We start from the raw sequence: 18723 nt of genomic DNA on the forward strand, positions 1-18723 counted from the left end.
TGACAAAGAGTAACCACTCATTCACCCACAGCGTCCGAGCCGTGCCGTCGCGATCCGGACATCCCGCCGGGGACGCGTCCACGGTCTTCGGCCTGCCGTCAGAGTCTGTTCTCGACCCAGAAGCTGATGACGCCGGCCAGGGCGGTTCCCGTGCCGTAACAGATACCTTTCAGTAAGTGCGAGGCCGCGGCGCCCCGTTGGGCACGGGTCCAGTCGCGGAGCCGGCCCCGGAGGCTTGGCGGTAGCGGTGGGGAGGGTTCTGACACGGTGCTCATGGGTCGTCCTTGTCTGCGGCAGGGCACGGGGGCGGCGCCCCGGCCCGGGGGCGCGCGGCGGAGGGCGAGGGACGGCGGTGGTGTTTCCCGTGCGCGGGACCCACTGTTCGTGGGGTCCCACGCACGGTGTTGTGCCGAGGCGAGGTCGGCGCGGGCGGACCGGTTCAGTGCCTCACGAGGGCGGGAGGTAGCCGGTCGTGGATGAGGAACTGACGGAGTTCGGGTTCCATCGGGATGCGGAGTGCGAAGTCCTGGTCCAGGTGGTTGCTCCAGCGGACGGGCTGGGGCAGGTCACCGGTGCGGTAGCCGAGCATGCGGGCGAAGGCCCGCCAGACCCGGGCGTCGGGCGGTGTGCCGACCGCCGCATGATGGGCGGCCAGGAGGTGAGCGGCGATGGGGTCTCCGGCGCCGGCCGCGAAGCCCCACCAGTAGAGGGCGCTCTCGTGGCGGTCGATGGTGTACAGGAGGCAGGCGAATGTGCGCGCCCCTGCGTGATCGTAGTAGGTGTCGAAGGCCAGGAGGGTGTCGATGTCGTCCGAGCTGAGCACCGTCTCGCACACGCTCCGTACGTGTGCCAGCACCGCGGACGGGTGAGCGGCGGCGTCGGAGGCCACGATGGGAGTGGGGCGCCGACGTGGCCGATTGCGGGTGCGCGGCCGCGTGGAGGGATGGGCCGGGGTGCCGTAGGACGGCGGCGCGTATCCCTGTGCGGGCGCGGCCATCGGTGGTGCGGACTCGGGTGAGTCGGGTGTACGCACCCGCGGAGGCCGCGAGGCGTCTTCGGCGATGCGCAGGGCCAGTCGGCGCATGAAGTCGTCGGTGTCGTGGGTGCTGAGCATGTCGTGGAGTACCTGCGCTTCGGCGCGCAGGGTTTCATCGAGCATCAGGAATCCCCTTTCCCCGTTTCGGGGAGATCCATGAGATCGTGCAGCTTCTTCCGGCCCAGGTGGGTGTTGCTCTTTGCCGCGCCTCTCGTGATGTTGAGGTACTCGGCGATCTCCTCGAAGGTCATCCCCGAGAGATAGTGGAGCCTGACGCAGTCGGCCTGTTTCGGCGCCCGCATCTGCAGTTCCGCCAGAGCGTGATCGAGGGGTTCGTAGCCGCGCAGTGCGAGGATGTCGTCGACGGTGACGGCACTGCTGTAGGCGGCGGAGTCGGTGCCGACCGGGATCTCGCGTTCGGCGTGGCGGGCGCGGCGCCGGTAGAAGTCTGTGATCTTCGCGTTCAGGATGGTGTAGGCAAGAGCGATCGGGTTCGAATGGGCCTCGATGCGGATCCACTTGCGGTGCATCTGTATCGCCGCGTCCATGAGTGCTTCGTCGGCGTCCTGGAGATTGCGCAGACGTGTCATCGCGACTCGCAGGAAGTCGTCCTTGTGCTGGACGAAGAACGCGGTGAAGGCCTGGTCGAGCTCGGACTGACGTGCCTCCTTCTCGGGTGAGTCGGTCACGGAGCCTCCTGGTGAAGGCGGCCCGGGGCCTGTCCGGACGGGCATGGCCCGGTAACCGCCCGGCGCCGGGCGGGCGGTGGGTACTGCGGTGCCGAGGAGCGCACGGCGGAGCGCCGTACGCGAGCCTGCGAGGCGATGCGGGTGGTCCGGCGCGTGATGCCGCCGCCCGCTTCGGTCAACCGGTAGGCGCCGGGAGTGACCAGCGCGTACCAGGCCCTGAGGAGCCTCACGGACCCTCCTTCGTTCAGGTCGTTCTGGAGCGCGTCATTGCGGACCAGCTGGATCGGTACGTTCTCACCACTCCACCGACCGCTACCCCCGTTCGGGTTAACCGACAGGCACATGTTCCTAGCGCATAGTGATCAACCCGATGCTCACTCAATGCTCTGACCTGCACACTTAATGCAGTCGAGTGACCCATGTCACAGGCGTTACTGGTGTGCACGCCGGTGTTCGCCACCCCGAGCAAGCCCTGGCGCCACCTGCGCCGTTGAGATCCGTCCACCATTCGCGAACGTGATCTTGAGGGTTCGCGTGCCCTCACGTGGTGCTGCCGGAAGCGCTCGATGCGGCACTCCGGTGGGCGCGGCACCGGGATCGCGGTCCGCAGGTTCCTCCGAGGGCCCCTCGCCTGACATGGGCCCCATGAACGGCCCCATGAACAGGACTTGCCGCGCAGTTCATGGAACTGCGCGGCAGTCCTGCGGCAGGGTCTACTCGGCTGCGGCCGTCTCGGACTCGGCCCGGGACTCGGCAGAGGTCTCCGAGCGCCCGATCGAGCAGACCAGAGCGTTGTCCCTGACGTCGGCGACGATGGTGTCGCCCGGCTCCGCTTCGCCGCTCAGCAGCAGGGAAGCGATGCGGTTGTCGAGTTCGGTCTGGATCGCGCGGCGCAGCGGGCGGGCCCCGAACTCCGGCTGGTGGCCGTGCGCGACAAGGATTCTCTTTGCTGCCTCAGTGACCTCCAGTTCCATGCCCTGGGCCCGCACGCGGCGTTTGCTGCCGTCCAGCATGAGGTCGACGATGCGGCCGAGGTCGTCCTTGTCGAGCCCGTGGAAGATGATCGTCTCGTCGACGCGGTTGAGGAACTCCGGCGGGAAGTGGCCCCGCAGGTCGCCCATGAGGTTGTCGCGGATCTCGGAGACATCGCCCTTGTGGGCGAGGATGCGCTGGGCGCCGATGTTGGACGTCATGATGACGACGGTGTGGCGGAAGCCCACCGTTCGCCCCTGTGCGTCGGTCAGTCGTCCGTCGTCGAGGACTTGCAGCAGTGTGTTGAAGACGTCCGGGTGGGCCTTCTCCACCTCGTCGAACAGGAGCACGCTGTACGGCTGGCGGCGTACCTTCTCCGTCAGCTGGCCGGCCTCCTCGTGGCCCACGTATCCGGGTGGTGCGCCGACGAGCCGCGAGACGGTGTGCTTCTCCTGGAACTCGCTCATGTCGAAGCGGGCCATGCGGTTCTCGTCGCCGAACAGCAACTCGGCCAGTGCCTTGGCTAGTTCTGTCTTTCCCACACCGGTGGGCCCGAGAAAGAGGAAGGAGCCGACGGGGCGGTTGGGGTCACCCATTCCGGCCCGGTTGCGGCGCACCGCTTGCGCGATCGCGGTGACCGCCTCGTCCTGCCCGACCACACGGGAGTGCAGCGCGTCCTCCAGCTTGAGGAGCTTCTCCTTCTCGCTGGCGGTGAGCTGCGTGACCGGAATGCCGGTGCGACGGGAGACGACATCGGCGATGTCGGCGGTGGTGACGTCCATGACGCCCTCACGTCGTTCTTCGATGCCGGCTAGTTCGGCCTCGGTCTCCGCGATCTGCGGTTTCAGCCCCGACGCCTTCTCGAAGTCCTCGGACGCGACGGCTTCGTCCTTCTCCCGCTTCAGCTTCGCGAGCTTGTCCTCCCGGGAGACGACTTCGGTGGACCTGCCGAGCGACCGCAGCCGCACCCTGGCGCCTGCCTGGTCCATGAGGTCGATGGCCTTGTCCGGCAGGAAGCGGTCGCTGATGTAGCGGTCGGACAGCTCGGCCGCCGCCACCAGGGCATCGTCGGCGAAGCGGACCTGGTGGTGGGCCTCGTAGGAGTCCCGCAGGCCCTCCAGGATCTGGATGGTCTCCTCGACCGTCGGTTCGGGCACCATCACGGGCTGGAAGCGCCGCTCCAGGGCGGCGTCCTTCTCGATGTGTTTGCGGTACTCGTCGATGGTCGTCGCTCCGACGACGTGCAACTCACCACGGGCCAGGGCGGGTTTGAGCATGTTGCCCGCGTCCATCGCACCCTCGCCGGACGCCCCGGCGCCGACCACGGTGTGCAGCTCGTCGATGAAGAGGATCGTCGAGTCCGCGGCGGCGCTGACCTCGTCGATGACGTTCTTGAGCCGTTCCTCGAACTGGCCGCGGTACTGGGAGCCCGCCACCAGGCCGGAGAGGTCCAGGGCGATCACCCGCTTGTCCTTGAGGGTGCGGGGGACGTCTCCGGCCACGATGCGCTGGGCGATTCCCTCCACGATCGCGGTCTTGCCGACACCTGGCTCACCGATCAGTACGGGGTTGTTCTTGGAGCGACGTGAGAGGACCTCCACGGTCTGCTCGATCTCCTCGGCCCGGCCGACCACGGGATCGAGTTTCCCGGCCTTGGCCTCCTCGGTCAGGTCGCGTCCGTACTGGTCGAGTGTGGGGGTGTCGCTCGTACCGCCCGCCGGGGTGCCCTCGGCCCGTGCCGCATTGTCCGCCTCGCGCCGCAGTCTGCCGGTGTCCGTGCCGTATGCGCCGAGCAGTTTGGACGCACCGGACTCCTGCGTGTCCAGCAGCGCGCCGAGGATGTGCTCCGGCCCGATGTAGGAGACTCCGGCCGCCTGTGAACGCTCGTAGGCCTGGAGCAGTACGCGTTTGGCGGCGGGCGTCAGGCTCGGCTTCGCGGACGGGGTGGCGCTCTCCCCCGGCAGGATTTCGGCGATCCGCTTGCCCAGCTCGTCGGGGTCCGCCCCGGCCTGTTCGAGCAGGGTGCGGGCCGGGTCCACCTGGGTGGCGGCCCACAGCAGATGCTCGGTGTCCAGGTCCCGGCTGCCGTCGTCGGTAGCGCGCGTGGTCGCCCGGCCTATCAGCTCGCGGGCCGATTCGGTCAGCAGCCGCCCGATGGGAACCCGCTGCACCTGTGGCGGTGAGGACGCCGGGGACATCCCGAAGAACCGGTTGAGCATTTCCGCGAACGGGTCCGGGCCGCCGAAGGAACCGAAGGAGGACATGGTCATGGTCACCGTCCAGTGAGTGCGGGTGGGGGAGCGCGAGCGGGGTGCCGGCCAGGATCGCCCTGCGCCGGACACGGACGTGGGGGTGCCCGCGGCTCACGGATCACCGAGGTTGCCTCGTAGCCCCCGTCGGCAGGTGATTTCACTAGACCAACGCCTACTCCGTCACGCAACGGCGCGGACGATCACGCATCACATGCGACCGTCGCCCACCACGGCGTCACGGACTTCCTGGCCCGGTGACGAACCGGCCGGGAATCCGCCGTTCGGGTGACACCTGGACCGACCGCGCCGCAACGCGCGGGCGGACGGTCCCGGGCGGTCGCCTCGCCGAGCGTCCGGACCCCGCCAAGACTTGCGCCATGAGCAACAACGAAAAGTTGGAGGATCTCAAGGGCGGCCCCGGCCACATCGTCCTGTTGGCGGTCGTCTTCGCCGTGCCCGTCCTCAAGCTGGCCTGGACGCTGGGCGGCGGAGGTGAGACGAGCGAGGCGCTCGTCGTCATGGAGCCGTCCAACTGGCCCAACATCCTGATCGGCATGCTCCTCAACAACGCGCCGCTCGCCTCGGTGCTCGCCGTCGTGGTCTCGCGCACCACGTACGCGTACTTCGCCGCCAAGGGCGGAGCCCGGGTTCACTCGGACGTGCCCACCGCCCACAGGCTGGTGTCGGCCGCCGTCGTGCCGCTCACCTTCGCGCTGGTGGTCGGCGCCTTCCACGGGCTTTGGTGGGGAGCGCGGTGGCCCTTGCCTCCTATGCGCTGCGTCTCGGCGTGATCGTGGAGTACCGCACCGGGCGTCGCGAGCGCGGCAGCGGCAGGTCGGCCATGATCACCGCGTCCACCTTGACGCAGATCCGCTCACTGTCCACGAGGACACCGTCACAGTCGAAGATCACCAGTTCAACAGGGCTTCGAGTCATGGGCGCAGCCTAGCGGCCCCGCGCGGCGCCTCGACAGCTGCCTTCTTCGTTTCCCTGTCGTCGACAGGGACGTGGGAGCGGGGTGTGCCGGAAGGCGTTGTGTGCGCCCCGCCGCTGGGTTCCGTGCCCGAAGCGCACGCCACCAGCGGCCGGAGCAACGTGCGGCGTTCAATTTCGGACATGCGGAAGGTGGCCTTGACCCTTTCCGAGGGCAGCGTGTTCACGAATCCGCGCTCAGCGGTCGCGTCGTATCCGTGGTCCGTGCACCGCCCCGGCGGTCTCTCGTCGGCTGCGCCTGCTGACCACTGCCGTGTGGAGCGGCCGACGAACTCCAACTGACGCATCGTCATAAACGTTCCCCTCGCCGCCTTCAGCCTCGGTGCGTTCTATTTCCGGATTTCTACGTTCTTGTCAGTGCCATACGCCACGCTGGACACATACCGCCCAACACCGGCTTGGAGGCCAGTAGTGGACGCCCAGGACCTTGCGCAGCTCGCCGACAAAGAGTTCGAGCAGATGCTCACCTCGAACATTCACCCGCCCACCCGCGATGCCAGAACGTGGGCGGCGATCACTCACCCCGACAATCTGCCGCGCGCCCGGAAGATCCTCACGCATGTCCACGAACGCACCGCGAGCGTCCTGCGCCGCCGGAAGACCGAGCGCGAGGAGTTTCGCATCGAGTGCTTCGCCCGGGGCGAGGCCGGCAAGCGCGAGTGGTTCGCCACCCGGGCCGAATTCGAATCGCTGCGCCGCCGCACCGCCAACTTTCATCAGCGTGTCCAGCGAGCCATCTCCGAGCTGGGCCAGGAGCAGCGGAACATGAATCGCGCACAGAGCCTCAACGCCGGGCAGCAGAGCCGCGAGACGCTCCGCGAACTGGCTGTTGCCGTGCAACGTCACCAAGCGGTCCATGCCCGCAACGGCGGCGGCGCCGAGCAGGCGGACCACGAGCTGTGGCGGCATCTCGACCGGCTGACCGTGCCCACCGGCCCCGGCCAGCATCCGACGACACTCCGCACGATGCTCAGCATCTACTGGACCGAGGTGCAGCCGGTCGATGACGATCCGGAGCGCCTGACTCAGACCGAGCACGTCACCCGCAGCGCCCCCTCGGCCCCTTCCGCGACCCACTCCGGTGTTCCGCAGGCCCGGCGCGTTCATGACCGGGAGGACCACACGACGTAGCCGCACCTCTCCACGCCCGCGGTCCCGTTGTGTTGTGTTGCGCCGGGGCATCGGGCAGAACGGCAGTCGTCCGTTCCGCCCGATGCCGGGGTGGGTCAGGAGGCCTTGTACAGAGAGGCCGGTGTTCCGTGGACCCGGCGGGCAGGGCCCGGTGCCGGATGACGCACCGAGCCCCTTTCAGCGGCGCATCACCACCCCGTCACACCGTCGACGCGCTCGCGCACCAGGTCGGCGTGGCCGGTGTGACGCGCGTACTCCCCGATCATGTGCAGGTGGATCAGCCGCAGTGAGTACTCCTCGCCGCCATGGACGAAGGTGTCGTCCAGCGAGGCGCCGGCGACGATCTCGTCCGCGAGCCGGCATTCCTCGATCAGGCGGGCATAGTCCTCGGCCGCGCGGGCCGGATCCAGGTCCTCGAAGTCCGCGTCCTTGCCCTTCTCCGGGTCGTACATGGGGTCGAATGCCTGGCCGGCGAACCGCTCCCGGAACCAGACGCGTTCGACCTTCGCCATGTGGCGGATCAGTCCCAGAAGAGTGAGGTTGGACGGCGCTACGGTCTGTTCGGCGAGTTGTTCCCCGGTCAGGCCCGCGCACTTGTGCAGCAGGGAGCTGCGGAACCATGCGAGATAGCCGGTGAGCATCTCCCGCTCATCTGCCACGAGTGAACCGGGTACGCGCGTCACCTCGGGTGCTGTCCATGTCATGGCGTGATCATGCCTCGTCCGCGGTGGAACCGGACAGGGTTTTTCACATGCCGTCGGTGGGCTCGGTCGACCAGGTGGTCGTGGTGGAGGTGGTGATGGAGGTGGCCACCCCGAGCACCAGGAACAGGACGAGCAGTCCCTTCCCCGCGCCGCTCATGACGAGGGGCCGGGTGGCGGAACGTGTCTGCTGCTGCGGTACGGAGAGGTCGTCCTCGCCGAAGAAACCCTTGGGGTAGGCCGGGGTGAGCATCATGGCGTAGGCGGCGAAGCGCATTGCGTAGCGGAGAACGGCGGCCGTGGCCTCGAAGAGGGGGCCGGGCATACGTCCCAGGATCAGGGTGATCAGCCACCAGATGATCGCCACCGCCCACCAGCCGGACACGGCGAGACTCTGTACGACGGCGGCCGGAATCATCAGGATCAGGCGGAAGAAGACGGCCAGGCGGTTGAGTGCGGTGGGCCGGACTTCGATCTGGACCGGGTAGTCCGGCGGCGGGTCGAGGGCGAACGGCGGGTAGCGGTCCACGAGCAGCATGCTGCTCGCGCCGACCCGTACCTGATAGCCGAGGTATCCGGCCAGGAAGCGGAAGACCGGTTCGGGCAGCCGTCCCAGGAACAGCGCGGCGAACCAGCCCACGATGACGGTCACCACGGCCGCGATGTGCAGCAAGAACAGCACGATGAAGTGCGGGATCAGCAGGAGCAGCCGCACCAGCACGGTGAGCCGGCGCTGTCGTGGCGGCTCGATGATGTCCAGCACGGGCAGCCACTCGGCGGCGACCCATGCCCGCGGGCCCGGACTCCACTGGGCGTCGGCCATGTCGCTCCTCGTCGGCGGGTGTTCCGTACGCCATCGGCGCGTACGACGTCACCCCACGCTGGGCCGAGTGGGGACGCCCCGCAATCGGCCACGGGCCGATCGGGTGCCCGGCACGTGACCGGGCACCCGGCCGGACTCAGCCAGTGGGTTCGAGGAGGTTGCCGCGCAGTGCCTCCACCAATTCCTTGCTCGCGCCGAGGAATTCGGTGGCATAGGCGTGGACGGAGCCGTGAGTCGCGGCCAGATCCGCCAGGAAGAACCGCATTACGTCGGCGGGCGCTCTGCCGTATCCGGGCCAGACCGGTTCCTGACCGGCGTGGTCCGCCCGCCAGTCGGCCAGGAGCCGTTCGGTGGCGAGTCCGGTGAGGGCGAAGTCGGCGACGATGTCGTCCTCGACCACGCCCAGCAGGGACAGGACGAGTGCAGCGAGCAGCCCGGTCCGGTCCTTGCCCGACGCGCAGTGGAAGACGACGGGCCCGCTGTCCTCGGCGGCGATCACCTCCAGGGCGCGGCGGAGTTCGACGACTCCGTCGTGGGCGACCTCGGCGTACCGGTCGGCCAGGAAGCGTCCGGTCTCCACCTCCGGGCCCAGTGCGGCCTGGTCGTAGGGCCGGTGCTCGATGCTGAGGTGGTGGTAGCGCAGTCCCGGCGCCTCGGGCACTCGCCCCTTGGCAGCGATCTCCCAGTCGTACCTCAGGTCGATGACCGTGCCGATCCCGAGGGCCTGGAAGCGGTCCCAGTCCTCGCCGCGCAGTTTGCCCAGCGAATCGGACCGGTAGAGCCGGCCCCGGCGGACCGGCCGGCCGCTCTCCCCCCGATAGCCTCCGACGTCGCGGAAGTTGTGCAGTCGCTCGAACGCTATATGCCTGGTCACGACGGAGGACTTTAGGGCCTGGAGGGATGCGGCGGGGCACGTCGGCGTGTTCCGGCGGGGCGGGAGCGTTCCGGCTCGCCGCGCCGTGCGGTCCGGGAGTGGGCCCCTTGGCGGGGCTCGAACCGAGAATGCAGACGTGCCCACTCCTACGCGTCCCTCTGCTCCCGCCCTCCGCGCCGAGCTCGATCCACGGGGGGAATGGGCTCTGCTGCTTCTGTCGGCCGCTTCCGGGGCGGCCGATGCGTTCGTCTTCATCTGCGTCGGTCAGGTCTTCGCCGGCGTGATGACCGGGAATCTGGTGCTGCTCGGCGCTTCTGCCGCCGGTGGCGGGGAACAAGGGGTGGCGCTGCGGGTGGTCACCGCGCTGGTCGCCTACGCCCTCGGCGTCACGTGTGGTGCGTGGATGAACGAGCGACTGCGATGGTCACTGCCGGTGATGCTGCTGATCGAGGTGGCGCTGCTGACAGCGGGGGCCGTGCTGTGGGCACTGGAGCTGATCACTTCCGACGGGGACCGGCTGGGGCTGCTGGTGCTCATCTCCGTGGCCATGGGCATCCAGGGCCGGATCCGCGCGACGCCCACCAATTACTTCACCGGTACGCTCACGGCTCTCGTCGGCCGAGCGGCTCTGCGGTCGTGGGAACAGGGGGACCGCTGGGTGGCCGGCCGGTTGATCGCGGTCGTGGTGGGCGCGGCCTTGACCGCGCTGACCGTACGCCTCTGGCCGGACGCGGCAGGTGTGGTGGCAGTGGTGCCGACGGCGGGCGCGCTACTGATCGAGACGTTGCGCAGAAGGCTGCCCGACGGCTGACCCACGACCGGGCCGGGGCAGAGGAAAGCCCCGGCCGGATCGGGGGAATCCAGCCGGGGCGGCTTATGGGTGGGCGCGGTGCGCGGCATCCACATATAGGTGAACGATAAACCACCACTCCCCGTTCCCGGAAACACCCATCCCGGACTGTGACCCACAGCACGGAATGAGGGCTTCCGGCAGATTCGCGGTCAGCGCTCCTCACGGAAGAGCACGTGCCGCCCCACCGCGGGGTCGAACTTGCGCAGCACCAGCCGGTCGGGGTTGTTGCGACGACTCTTACGGGTCACATAACTCTGCCCCGTTCCGGCCGTCGACCGGAGTGTCACAACAGGGCGGGCCTCACTGCGGGCCATGGGCGCCTCCAGACTCCTGCGTCACCATCCCCTCCTGATGGGAATGGGTTTCATTTTCGTTCCGGTGCCATAACACGGCGGACCGCTGCCGCATTCCCACCCAGGAGCCGACGGCACCCCGCATATGCCCGGATCGGGCGGGGCGCGCGGCGAGGCATCGACGCACGCGGGCGCGCAACCGTCCGCACACGCCGGATGACTTGCGTCAACGTCCGTCGAAAGCAAGGCTGTTCGACGGATCGGCACCCAGCGCAGCCTGTGGCATATGCCAGACGCAACAACGCATCGAGTGTTGCCAAATCCCTTACGGGCTCCCGCAGGCTGTGCAACAGTCGTCTTCGGTCCACCCTTCAGACCTGGTTGTGCCGTGCCTGTATCGGAGTACGAGATGCCGTCCCATCTGTCCGCGGACCGCCCCGCCCCACAACCACCCGAGCGCGATGCCGTCGATGCGCTGATCAACCGGACCCTTCGGCTCCGTGGCGATATGGATGCCGTGCGGCGGGACACGGTGCTGATCGACCAGGAAGACCCGCAGACGCGCTGGCAGCGGGCACTCTGCAAACTGGCGGTCCATCATCTCGACGACCTCGGCACGCACCTGGGACAGCTCAGGGAGGGCCTGTCACCCCGGGCCCCCGAACGCCTCGCGGAGACCTCGGCGCAGGGCGCAGGGCGGGACACGGCGGAGGAAAGCCCGCAGGAGCGTTACGACGAGCCGCAGCCGGGATCGCTGATCGGCCGCGTGGGCAGCGCGGAGTGGAATCTGCTCACCGACGACGTCAGCTGGTCCGAGGAGCTGTTCCAGATCTTCGGCAGGTCCCCCGCGGCCGGACCGCTCTCGCTGGACGAGCTCCCATCCATGCTCCTTCCCGATGACCAGCCCCTGCTCACCGCCCTGGTGACGGACTGTCTGGTGGACGGGAAGCCGATGGACGGCGAATTCCGCATCATGCGGACCGACGGCCGGATGCGCACACTCCACATGATGGGCGAGCCCGTCCTCGACTCGGACGGGTGCACCGCCTCCATGTGGGCCGTCCTGCGTGACGTCAGCGAGCTGCGGCGCAGCCAGCAGGCAGTGCGCCGGACCCACGACTCGCTGCGCCGCCGGGAGCACAGGGCTCAGACCGAGCACCGCATGGCGGTCGAGCTCCAGGAGGCCGTACTCCCCCCGTGGCGGGGATCTCTGCGGCTTCCCGCGCAGGGGCCCGGCGCACTGGACATCGCGGCCCACTACCTTCCGTCGGAGTCGAGTTCGCTCATCGGCGGCGACTGGTACGACGCGCTGGAATTGCCGGACGGCAGGACCGTCCTCACGGTCGGTGATCTGACCGGCCACGGTGTCCAGGCCACCTCGGCCATGGCGATGCTGCTGGGCGCGCTGCGTGGAATGGCCGTGGCCGGCATCGAGCCGGGTGCCCTGATGGGCCACCTCAATCAGTTACTGGAGTCCTCCGTTCAATCCGCTCTCGGCAGCGCGGTGTGCTGCCGTGTCGATCCGGCCACCGGCACCCTCGCCTGGGCGCAGGCCGGACACCCCGCTCCGTTGCTGTTCCGCGACGGAGAGGGGCGGCCGCTGCCCGCGCCGGACGGGGTCCTGCTCGGCGCGGCCCCCGGGGTCGCGTACGAGCAGGACGAAGTGCACCTGCTGCCCGGCGACGTGCTGGTACTGCACACCGACGGGCTGAACCGTCACAGCGACCGGGGTGCGGGCCCGGACGCGCTGCTTGCTCTGGCACCACGACTCGCGCAGGCCCGTTCGGCACAGGAGTGCCTGTGGGCCGTCGTCGCGGAGTTCGGCGACACCGAGCGCCTGGACGACGCCTGCGTGCTGATCGCCCGCATCGGGGCGTAGCAGCACGGCGGCACGCGTACAGAGCCACGGAAACGCGGAACACCGGACACGGCGCAGTGCGCAGGAGGGCGTGCCCGCCTGCGGGTGCGGTGCTCGGACGGCCGGAGGTCAGAAGGCCAGAGGTCGGAAGTCGGTGGTCGGACGGTCTGTGCTCGGCGCCCCTTCGTCGCGGCGCCCGCACTTCAGATCTCCGACGACCGCCTGGGCTGCTTGATGATGGAGCTCTGCGGCAGGGCGAGCTCGATCTCCTCGCGCAGGTCCTTGATCTTCGCGTACCCCGCGAACTGGCCCGTGAGCCGGTACATTTCGCGCAGCCGGTCCCAGGTGCGGTGCGAGGAGGTCTCCCCCATCGTCACCAGGGCGAGTCGCGCGTACCGGTCGGCCTGCTCGGGATCGTCGGCGATGAAGCACGCCGAGGCGAGCGAGATGTAGTCGAAGATCTTGGACCGCTGGCGGCCATTGGCCCGCAGCTCCAGCGCCTGTTTGGCATGACGCTGAGCCACGATCGCCGCCGATGGCTCGTGTTCGGCGAGCGTACGGAACGCCAGGGCCTGCATGCCGTGCAGATCCGCCTCGTCGAACATCTGCATCCAACTGGGAGGCGGCATATCGCTCTTGTCCGAGGTGAAGAGTTCCTCGGCCTTCCCGAGCGTGCGCCGCATCGCCTGGCCGCGGCCCATGGACGCCTGTGCCCAGGCCTCGATGGTGTGCAGCATCGCCTGGGTGCGTGGCAGAACCATGTCCCCGGAGCCGGACTTGGCGAGCTTCATCAGGTCCAGGGCGTCGTCGGGACGGCCGAGGTGGACCATCTGACGGGCCGCCCTGGAGAGCGCCTCGCCCGCGCGGGGGCGGTCGCCGCCCTCGCGCGCCGAGTGGGCCGCGATGACGAAGTACTTCTGGGCGGTTGGTTCGAGGCCGATGTCGTGGGACATCCATCCCGCGAGTACCGCGAGGTTGGCCGCGACGCCCCAGAGCCGGCGCTGGAGATGATCGGGGTGGCGGTAGGCGAGCATGCCGCCCACCTCGTTGAGCTGGCCCACCACGGCCTTGCGCTGGAGTCCGCCGCCCCGTGAGGCGTCCCAGGCACGGAACACCTCGACGGACCGTTCGAGCGCCTCGATCTCGTCCGACCCGATGGGCGCGGCCTCGTACCGGTCGAAACCGGCCGGGTCCGCGTGCAGCGGGTCGTCGATCCGTGGCGCGTCGGCCGCCAGTACGGGGTCGGAGTGCAGCCAGTCGTGCATGGGGCCGGTGATGGTCGATCCTGCGGCGAGCGCGGCGCCCGCGCTCACCAAGCCGCGTCGGTTGAGCATGAGGTCCATTCCCGTGAATTCGGTGAGGACCGCTGCCGTCCGCTCGGGCGCCCACGGCAGTCCGTCGGGATTGTCCTGCGTCCCGGCCTCTCGCCGCTTCCCCACACGCCCGCGTCGGCCGAACCCGAGGTCCTCGATGGTCACGACACGACCGAGTCGCTCGGTGAACAGGGCAGCCAGCACTTTGGGCACGGGATCGCGGGGGGACTCCCCCATGTCGATCCAACGCCTCACCCGCGAGGTGTCGGTGGCCAGTTGCGGGTGGCCCATGGCGGCCGCCTGCCTGTTCACCATTCTCGCGAGTTCGCCCTTGGACCAGCCGGCGAGGCCGAACAGGTCGGACAGGCGGGTGTTGGGTTCTCCGGTCACGTCAAGCCCCCAGGTTCTCGGCTGTGTTGACAGTAACCCCCTGTCAGATGCCATGCGACTATTCGCCAGGGTTCGCCAGGGTGCGCCAGATGGTCTGCCACCCGTCGGCCGGTGTCAGGTAGGAAAGCGCCACCCCGCCCGGCAGCCCTAGGTACTCCCCAGGGTGCCGAACGGCCGCCGGCCGGGGCGGTGCACGCAACTTGTCGGCGCACGAAGGGATCTGTCTCGCCTCATGTACACAGCATCGTCCTCCGTGACCGCCCCGCCCCGGCCGCTTCGTCCCCTGGGGGCGGGCGGCGGACCGTACCTCACTCCGCATGCCGCTCCACCGGTGCCCAACACGGTCCGGCCGCGGCGGCCGGCAGGGCTGGTCGGCCCCCCGCTCAGCGGTCGGCTGGACCTGTCCGGCGCGCAGGGCGCACAGCTGAGAATGGCGATCGCCTCGGTGCACCGGATCTGCCCCGAGTTCAACCCGGTCCAGGTGCTGCGCCGCAGCGGCCGTTCGGTGCTGCTCGTCGGCTCCACCGGCCGCGCGACCGCGGTCGCCAAGTGTTTACTGGACCACTCCCCCGCGTGGTCGGAGCGGTTCCGTCACGAAATAGCTGCATATCGTGCATTCGTCCGGCACCGTCCGCCGGTGCGCGTGCCGCGTCTCATCGCGGCCGATCCGGAGAACTGCACCCTGGTGATCGAGCGGATGCCCGGCCGGGTGGCCGCGTTGACCAGGCATCCGTCGGAGGCTCCGCCCCGTGCCGATATTCGGGCCGCGCTGGGCGCGATCAGCCGGGTCAACGCCTGGCGGCCTGCGCCGGGCCTCTTCGACGCTCCGCTCGACTACGCCTCGCGGATCGCCCGGTACCACGAGCTGGGGCTCTTCACGGACCGGGATCTGGGCGATCTGCAGAAGCTGCTGCACGGCCTGGCGCACGCGGGCGGGCGGCAGGGCATGGGGCAGTTCTGTCACGGCGACGCGCTGCTTTCCAACATCCTGCTGTCGCCCACGGGTCCGGTGCTGGTGGACTGGGAGCACGCGGGCTGGTACCTGCCCGGCTACGACCTGGCGACGCTCTGGACGGTCCTCGGAGACGCACCGGCGGCGCGGCGTCAGATCAGCCAGCTGGCGCAGGCCAACGGACCCGCCGCGCGGGACGCGTTCCTGGTGAACCTGATGCTGGTGCTGACCCGCGAGATCCGTACGTACGAGACGGCCGTACAGCGGGCCATGCGGGATTCGACGGCCTCGGGCGCCGGTCAGGACCGCCCTGGTGCGCTGTCGTCGAGCGAGGAGCAGCGGCTGTTGCTGCGCCGGCTGCACGACGACTGCGCGATGGCCCGCAGGGCCGTGCGTGCCGCGGTCGGCACTCGCTGACCCTGCCAGGGGGATGCGCGCTGCGGGTCCGGTGCCGACACACCGGACCCGCAGCGCGCCGATGTGCTGTCAGGGGCTCTTGAAGTCGACCGCGTCCACGTCGAACGAGTTGTTCTGCGGGGACGTGAAGACGAGGTACAGCTTGTGGGTTCCCTTCAGGTCCTGGACGGGCACGGGTGGGGTCGCCTGATAGTTGTCCCAGCCGCCCGTATTGGGGACCGGGGTGGTGGCGAGCAGCGGGCCGTCGGCGGCGTCCGCGCGCAGTTCGATCGCGCCGACTCCGTTGGGTGAGGACAGCCGGTAGCTGACCGTACCGATGCCCTCGACGCTCATCGGGTCGAAGGCGACCCAGTCGCCGTGGGAGACGTCTCCGATCCGCTTGCCGTTCTCGGCTCCTTCCTGGGCGACGATCCGGGTGCCGGACTGGGCGTCGTAGTACTCCGCCTGCTTGTGCTTCGGCTGGAGCACGGCGCGGCCGTAGCCGGTCAGGGCCGAGACGCCGTCGCCGCCCTTGTCGGTGTACTTGGCGTTGAGTACGTAGGTGAGGTCCGCGCCTTCGGGGTGGCCGCCCAGATCACCGGTGTCCACGGTCCCTTCGCAACCGGGGATGTCGGTGGTGGGGTGCTCGTGGTCGTCGTGGCCCAGGGCCGGGTTGACGGTGACCTTGGAGCAGTCGACCGGGCCGTCCTCGGGATCGGTGACCGTGACCTTGTACGGGATCTTGTCGCCGAACTCGATGAGCTTGCCGCTGACCGGGAAATCGATGGTCACCTTCGGTGCCGTGTTGCCCGCGGTGACGGGAATGTTGGCGTAGCCGGACTTGCCGGTGGAGTCGGTGACCTTCAGCTGGGCGGCGAAGTCGCCCTTGGCCGTGTAGGTGTGGCTGGGGTCCGCCTCGGTGGCGTCGTAGGTGCCGTCGCCGTCGAAGTCCCAGGCGTAGCTGAGAGCGTCGCCGTCCGGGTCGTTGCTGCCCTCGCTGGAGAAGTCGACCTTCAGCGGTACGGGGCCGTCCGTGGCGGAGGCGGCGGCCTTGGCCATGGGCGCGCGCTGTCCCTGTGCGTAGTCGATGCGGTAGAGCCCGGAGTCGTTGTTGCCGCCGCCGAAGGAGCTGCCCCATTCGAGGACGTAGAGCGAGCCGTCGGGTCCGAACGTCATGTCCATCGGCTTGTTGAACTTCTGGGTGGAGAGGAAGTCATTGATCTTGAGCAGCTTCTGGTCCTGGTCGAAGCGGACTTCCTTGACGAAGTTGCGCGACCACTCGTAGAAGAAGCTCGCGCCCTCGAAGTAGGCGGGGAACTTCGTGGTGGACGGGTTCTTCCCGTCGTAGTGGTAGACGGGGCCGCTCATCGGGGCCGAGCCGCCGCTGCCGACCTCGGGGAATTCCTCGGACGCTCCGTAGCCATACCAGATCTCCGGCTGCTGGATGGGCGGGAGTTCGGTCAGACCGGTGTTGTTGGGCGAGGGGTTGACCGGGTTGGCGCAGTCGAACTTGGGGCCGACTTCCTTGGTGTCCGGGTTGTACGGGGCGTACGCCTGGTTGTTGCCGTGGCAGAACGGCCAGCCGAAGTTGCCGGCCTTCTTGATGACGTTGTACTCGACGAGGCCCTCGGGTCCTCGGTCGGTGGTGGGCAGTCCGCGGTCGGGGCCGTAGTCGGAGGCGTGGACGTAGCCCGTCTTCGGGTCGACGGTGAAGCGGAAGGGGTTGCGGAAGCCCATCGCGTAGATCTCGGGGCGGGTCTTCGCCGTGCCGGGGGCGAAGAGATTGCCCTCGGGAATGGTGTAGCCGCCGGAGTTCTTGGGCTTGATGCGAAGGATCTTGCCCCGCAGGTCGTTGGTGCTGCCCGCGGTGCGGGCGGCGTCCAGCATCTGCTTGCCCTCGCGCCAGTCGAGCGGGGCGTACCCCTGCCAGTTCGGGTCGAGGTTGGGCGGGGTGTCGTCGCCGACGCCGAGGTAGAGCGTGCGGTCGGGGCCGAACTCGACGGCGCCGCCGGTGTGTCCGGGCTCGGGGAAGGTGCGGTCGCGGTAGGCGGGGACGTCGAGGAGCTTCTTCTCGCTGGCGCGGTCGAGGGTGTTGCCCTTGACCGTGAAGCGGGAGAGCCGGTTGACGTCCTCGGTGGCGTCCGCGGGGGCGTAGTAGAGGTAGATCCAGTGGTTCTTCATGAAGTCCGGGTCGAGTTCCATGCCGACCAGGCCGTCCTCGCCGCCGGTGTAGACGTCGAGCTTCCCGGCCGTGGTGGTGGCGTGGGTCGCCGGGTCGTAGATGTTGACCTCGCCGCTGCGCTGGACGTAGAAGACCCGGCCGTCCTTGGCCACGTCGAGTTCCATCGGGTCGGCGGTGTTGTCGTCGAGGGCGACCTTCTCGTAGCCGCTCCAGACGGTGCCGCCGCAGTCGCCGGGCTTGTTGCCCGCGGCCCACCTGACGCCGCCCATGACATGGGTACGGAAAGCTGCTTCGCTGTACGAGGCGGTGTCGTGGCCCATGGCGGTCGCCCAGACCTTGCCGCCCACGGTGTTGCGGCACCAGGAGATCGGGTGGTCGGCGCCCATGGCTGAGCCGCCGGGGTTGTACGTGGTTTCGTCGGCGGTGACCAGGACGTGGACGTCGCCACGGGGGTTCCGGTCGAAGTTGTACCACTCCTCGGGGCGCTCCCAGCGTTCGGGGAGCCCGGCGGTCGACGGGTGGACCCGGTCGGCGACCTTGGCGGTGCCCTGGAGGACACCGGGTGAGTGGGCGGGCATGTGGACGCCGCCGTTGATGGCCTCGTCCCACCAGGGGAAGGTTTCCTCGATGCCCATGTCGAGGGTGTTGTGGATGGCGACGACGCCGCCACCGCCGCGCACGTAGGACTGCATCGCTTCGCGCTGGGCGTCGGTGTCCCAGACCATGCCGGAGTTCTGCAGCATGACGATGACGTCGAAGTCCTCGAGCTTCGCCGTGTCGAAGACCGCGGGGTCGGCGGTCTCGACGAGCTCGAAGCCTCCTGCGGCCGCCTCCTCCTTGAACATCTGGATGCCGGCCGGGATGGAGGCGTGCACGTACCCGACGGCGCGGGTGAAGAGCAGGGCGCGGAAGGCGGGGGCCTTGCCGGTGGTGGCTGCGGTCGCGGGCAGTGCGGTCAGCGCGAGGAGCAGTGCGCCCACCAGCGCGATGAACGTGCACCGCATGTCACGAACAT

At 69.0% G+C, this 18723-nt stretch carries 14 protein-coding genes and 2 pseudogenes; 5 read left to right on the top strand and 11 right to left on the bottom strand.

What is annotated here, in order from left to right:
- Positions 1–439: 439 nt before the first annotated feature.
- The 4 genes from OG978_RS04015 to OG978_RS04030 all read right to left on the bottom strand — a co-directional run bounded on the left by OG978_RS04015 (position 440) and on the right by OG978_RS04030 (position 4967).
- On the bottom strand, positions 440–1159 hold the full coding sequence (locus tag OG978_RS04015; RefSeq protein ID WP_326763826.1) for a hypothetical protein: 720 nt from the start codon (positions 1157–1159) through the stop codon (positions 440–442).
- Positions 1159–1725 (bottom strand): RNA polymerase sigma factor, encoded by a 567-nt coding sequence (locus tag OG978_RS04020; RefSeq protein WP_326763827.1) that lies wholly within the window; start codon positions 1723–1725, stop codon positions 1159–1161. The genes OG978_RS04015 and OG978_RS04020 overlap by 1 nt, the downstream gene beginning before the upstream one ends.
- Positions 1722–1955: a hypothetical protein gene (locus OG978_RS04025; protein WP_326763828.1), complete on the bottom strand. Its 234-nt coding sequence runs from the start codon at positions 1953–1955 to the stop codon at positions 1722–1724. Before OG978_RS04025 ends, OG978_RS04020 begins: the two co-directional genes overlap by 4 nt.
- Before the next feature lie 483 nt (positions 1956–2438).
- A complete protein-coding gene (locus OG978_RS04030; protein ID WP_326763830.1) occupies positions 2439–4967 on the bottom strand; it encodes an ATP-dependent Clp protease ATP-binding subunit in 2529 nt (842 codons plus the stop codon).
- A gap of 359 nt (positions 4968–5326) precedes the next feature.
- Here OG978_RS04030 and OG978_RS04035 point away from each other — a divergent pair, with 359 nt between their 5' ends.
- Entirely contained in the window at positions 5327–5740 is a 414-nt protein-coding gene (locus tag OG978_RS04035; protein WP_326763831.1) for a hypothetical protein, read from the top strand.
- A gap of 40 nt (positions 5741–5780) precedes the next feature.
- Here the strand turns inward: OG978_RS04035 and OG978_RS04040 are convergent.
- Positions 5781–5885: pseudogene (locus OG978_RS04040) on the bottom strand (HAD family hydrolase); the annotation flags it as partial.
- 468 nt (positions 5886–6353) lie between these two features.
- Here OG978_RS04040 and OG978_RS04045 point away from each other — a divergent pair.
- Positions 6354–7073: a hypothetical protein gene (locus tag OG978_RS04045; RefSeq protein WP_326763832.1), complete on the top strand. Its 720-nt coding sequence runs from the start codon at positions 6354–6356 to the stop codon at positions 7071–7073.
- Between the two features lie 188 nt (positions 7074–7261).
- Here the strand turns inward: OG978_RS04045 and OG978_RS04050 are convergent, their stop codons facing one another.
- The 3 genes from OG978_RS04050 to OG978_RS04060 form a co-directional block, all read right to left on the bottom strand.
- On the bottom strand, positions 7262–7777 hold the full coding sequence (locus OG978_RS04050; protein ID WP_326763833.1) for a DinB family protein: 516 nt from the start codon (positions 7775–7777) through the stop codon (positions 7262–7264).
- Between the two features lie 43 nt (positions 7778–7820).
- A complete protein-coding gene (locus OG978_RS04055; protein WP_326763835.1) occupies positions 7821–8597 on the bottom strand; it encodes a DUF4389 domain-containing protein in 777 nt (258 codons plus the stop codon).
- A 136-nt stretch (positions 8598–8733) separates the two neighbouring features.
- The gene (locus OG978_RS04060) at positions 8734–9471 is read right to left on the bottom strand and encodes a tyrosine-protein phosphatase (RefSeq protein WP_326763836.1); all 738 of its coding nucleotides are present in this window, start codon (positions 9469–9471) and stop codon (positions 8734–8736) included.
- A 208-nt stretch (positions 9472–9679) separates the two neighbouring features.
- Between OG978_RS04060 and OG978_RS04065 the strand changes: the two are divergent.
- Positions 9680–10385 (top strand): annotated as a pseudogene (locus OG978_RS04065) (YoaK family protein).
- Between the two features lie 88 nt (positions 10386–10473).
- Here the strand turns inward: OG978_RS04065 and rpmG are convergent.
- A complete protein-coding gene (rpmG, locus tag OG978_RS04070; protein WP_326763837.1) occupies positions 10474–10638 on the bottom strand; it encodes a 50S ribosomal protein L33 in 165 nt (54 codons plus the stop codon).
- A gap of 388 nt (positions 10639–11026) precedes the next feature.
- Between rpmG and OG978_RS04075 the strand changes: the two genes are divergently transcribed.
- On the top strand, positions 11027–12496 hold the full coding sequence (locus OG978_RS04075) for a PP2C family protein-serine/threonine phosphatase (protein WP_326769926.1): 1470 nt from the start codon (positions 11027–11029) through the stop codon (positions 12494–12496).
- Between the two features lie 182 nt (positions 12497–12678).
- Here OG978_RS04075 and OG978_RS04080 read toward each other — a convergent pair whose 3' ends face one another.
- Positions 12679–14178: a DNA-binding protein NsdB gene (locus tag OG978_RS04080; RefSeq protein ID WP_326763838.1), complete on the bottom strand. Its 1500-nt coding sequence runs from the start codon at positions 14176–14178 to the stop codon at positions 12679–12681.
- 232 nt (positions 14179–14410) lie between these two features.
- Between OG978_RS04080 and OG978_RS04085 the strand changes: the two genes are divergently transcribed.
- Complete coding sequence (locus OG978_RS04085) at positions 14411–15547, top strand: aminoglycoside phosphotransferase family protein (RefSeq protein ID WP_326763839.1); 1137 nt, start codon at positions 14411–14413, stop codon at positions 15545–15547.
- Between the two features lie 69 nt (positions 15548–15616).
- Here OG978_RS04085 and OG978_RS04090 read toward each other — a convergent pair whose 3' ends face one another.
- Entirely contained in the window at positions 15617–18712 is a 3096-nt protein-coding gene (locus tag OG978_RS04090; RefSeq protein ID WP_326763840.1) for a ThuA domain-containing protein, read from the bottom strand.
- Positions 18713–18723 lie beyond the last annotated feature (11 nt).

Source organism: Streptomyces sp. NBC_01591 (assembly GCF_035918155.1).
Lineage (GTDB): Bacteria > Actinomycetota > Actinomycetes > Streptomycetales > Streptomycetaceae > Streptomyces.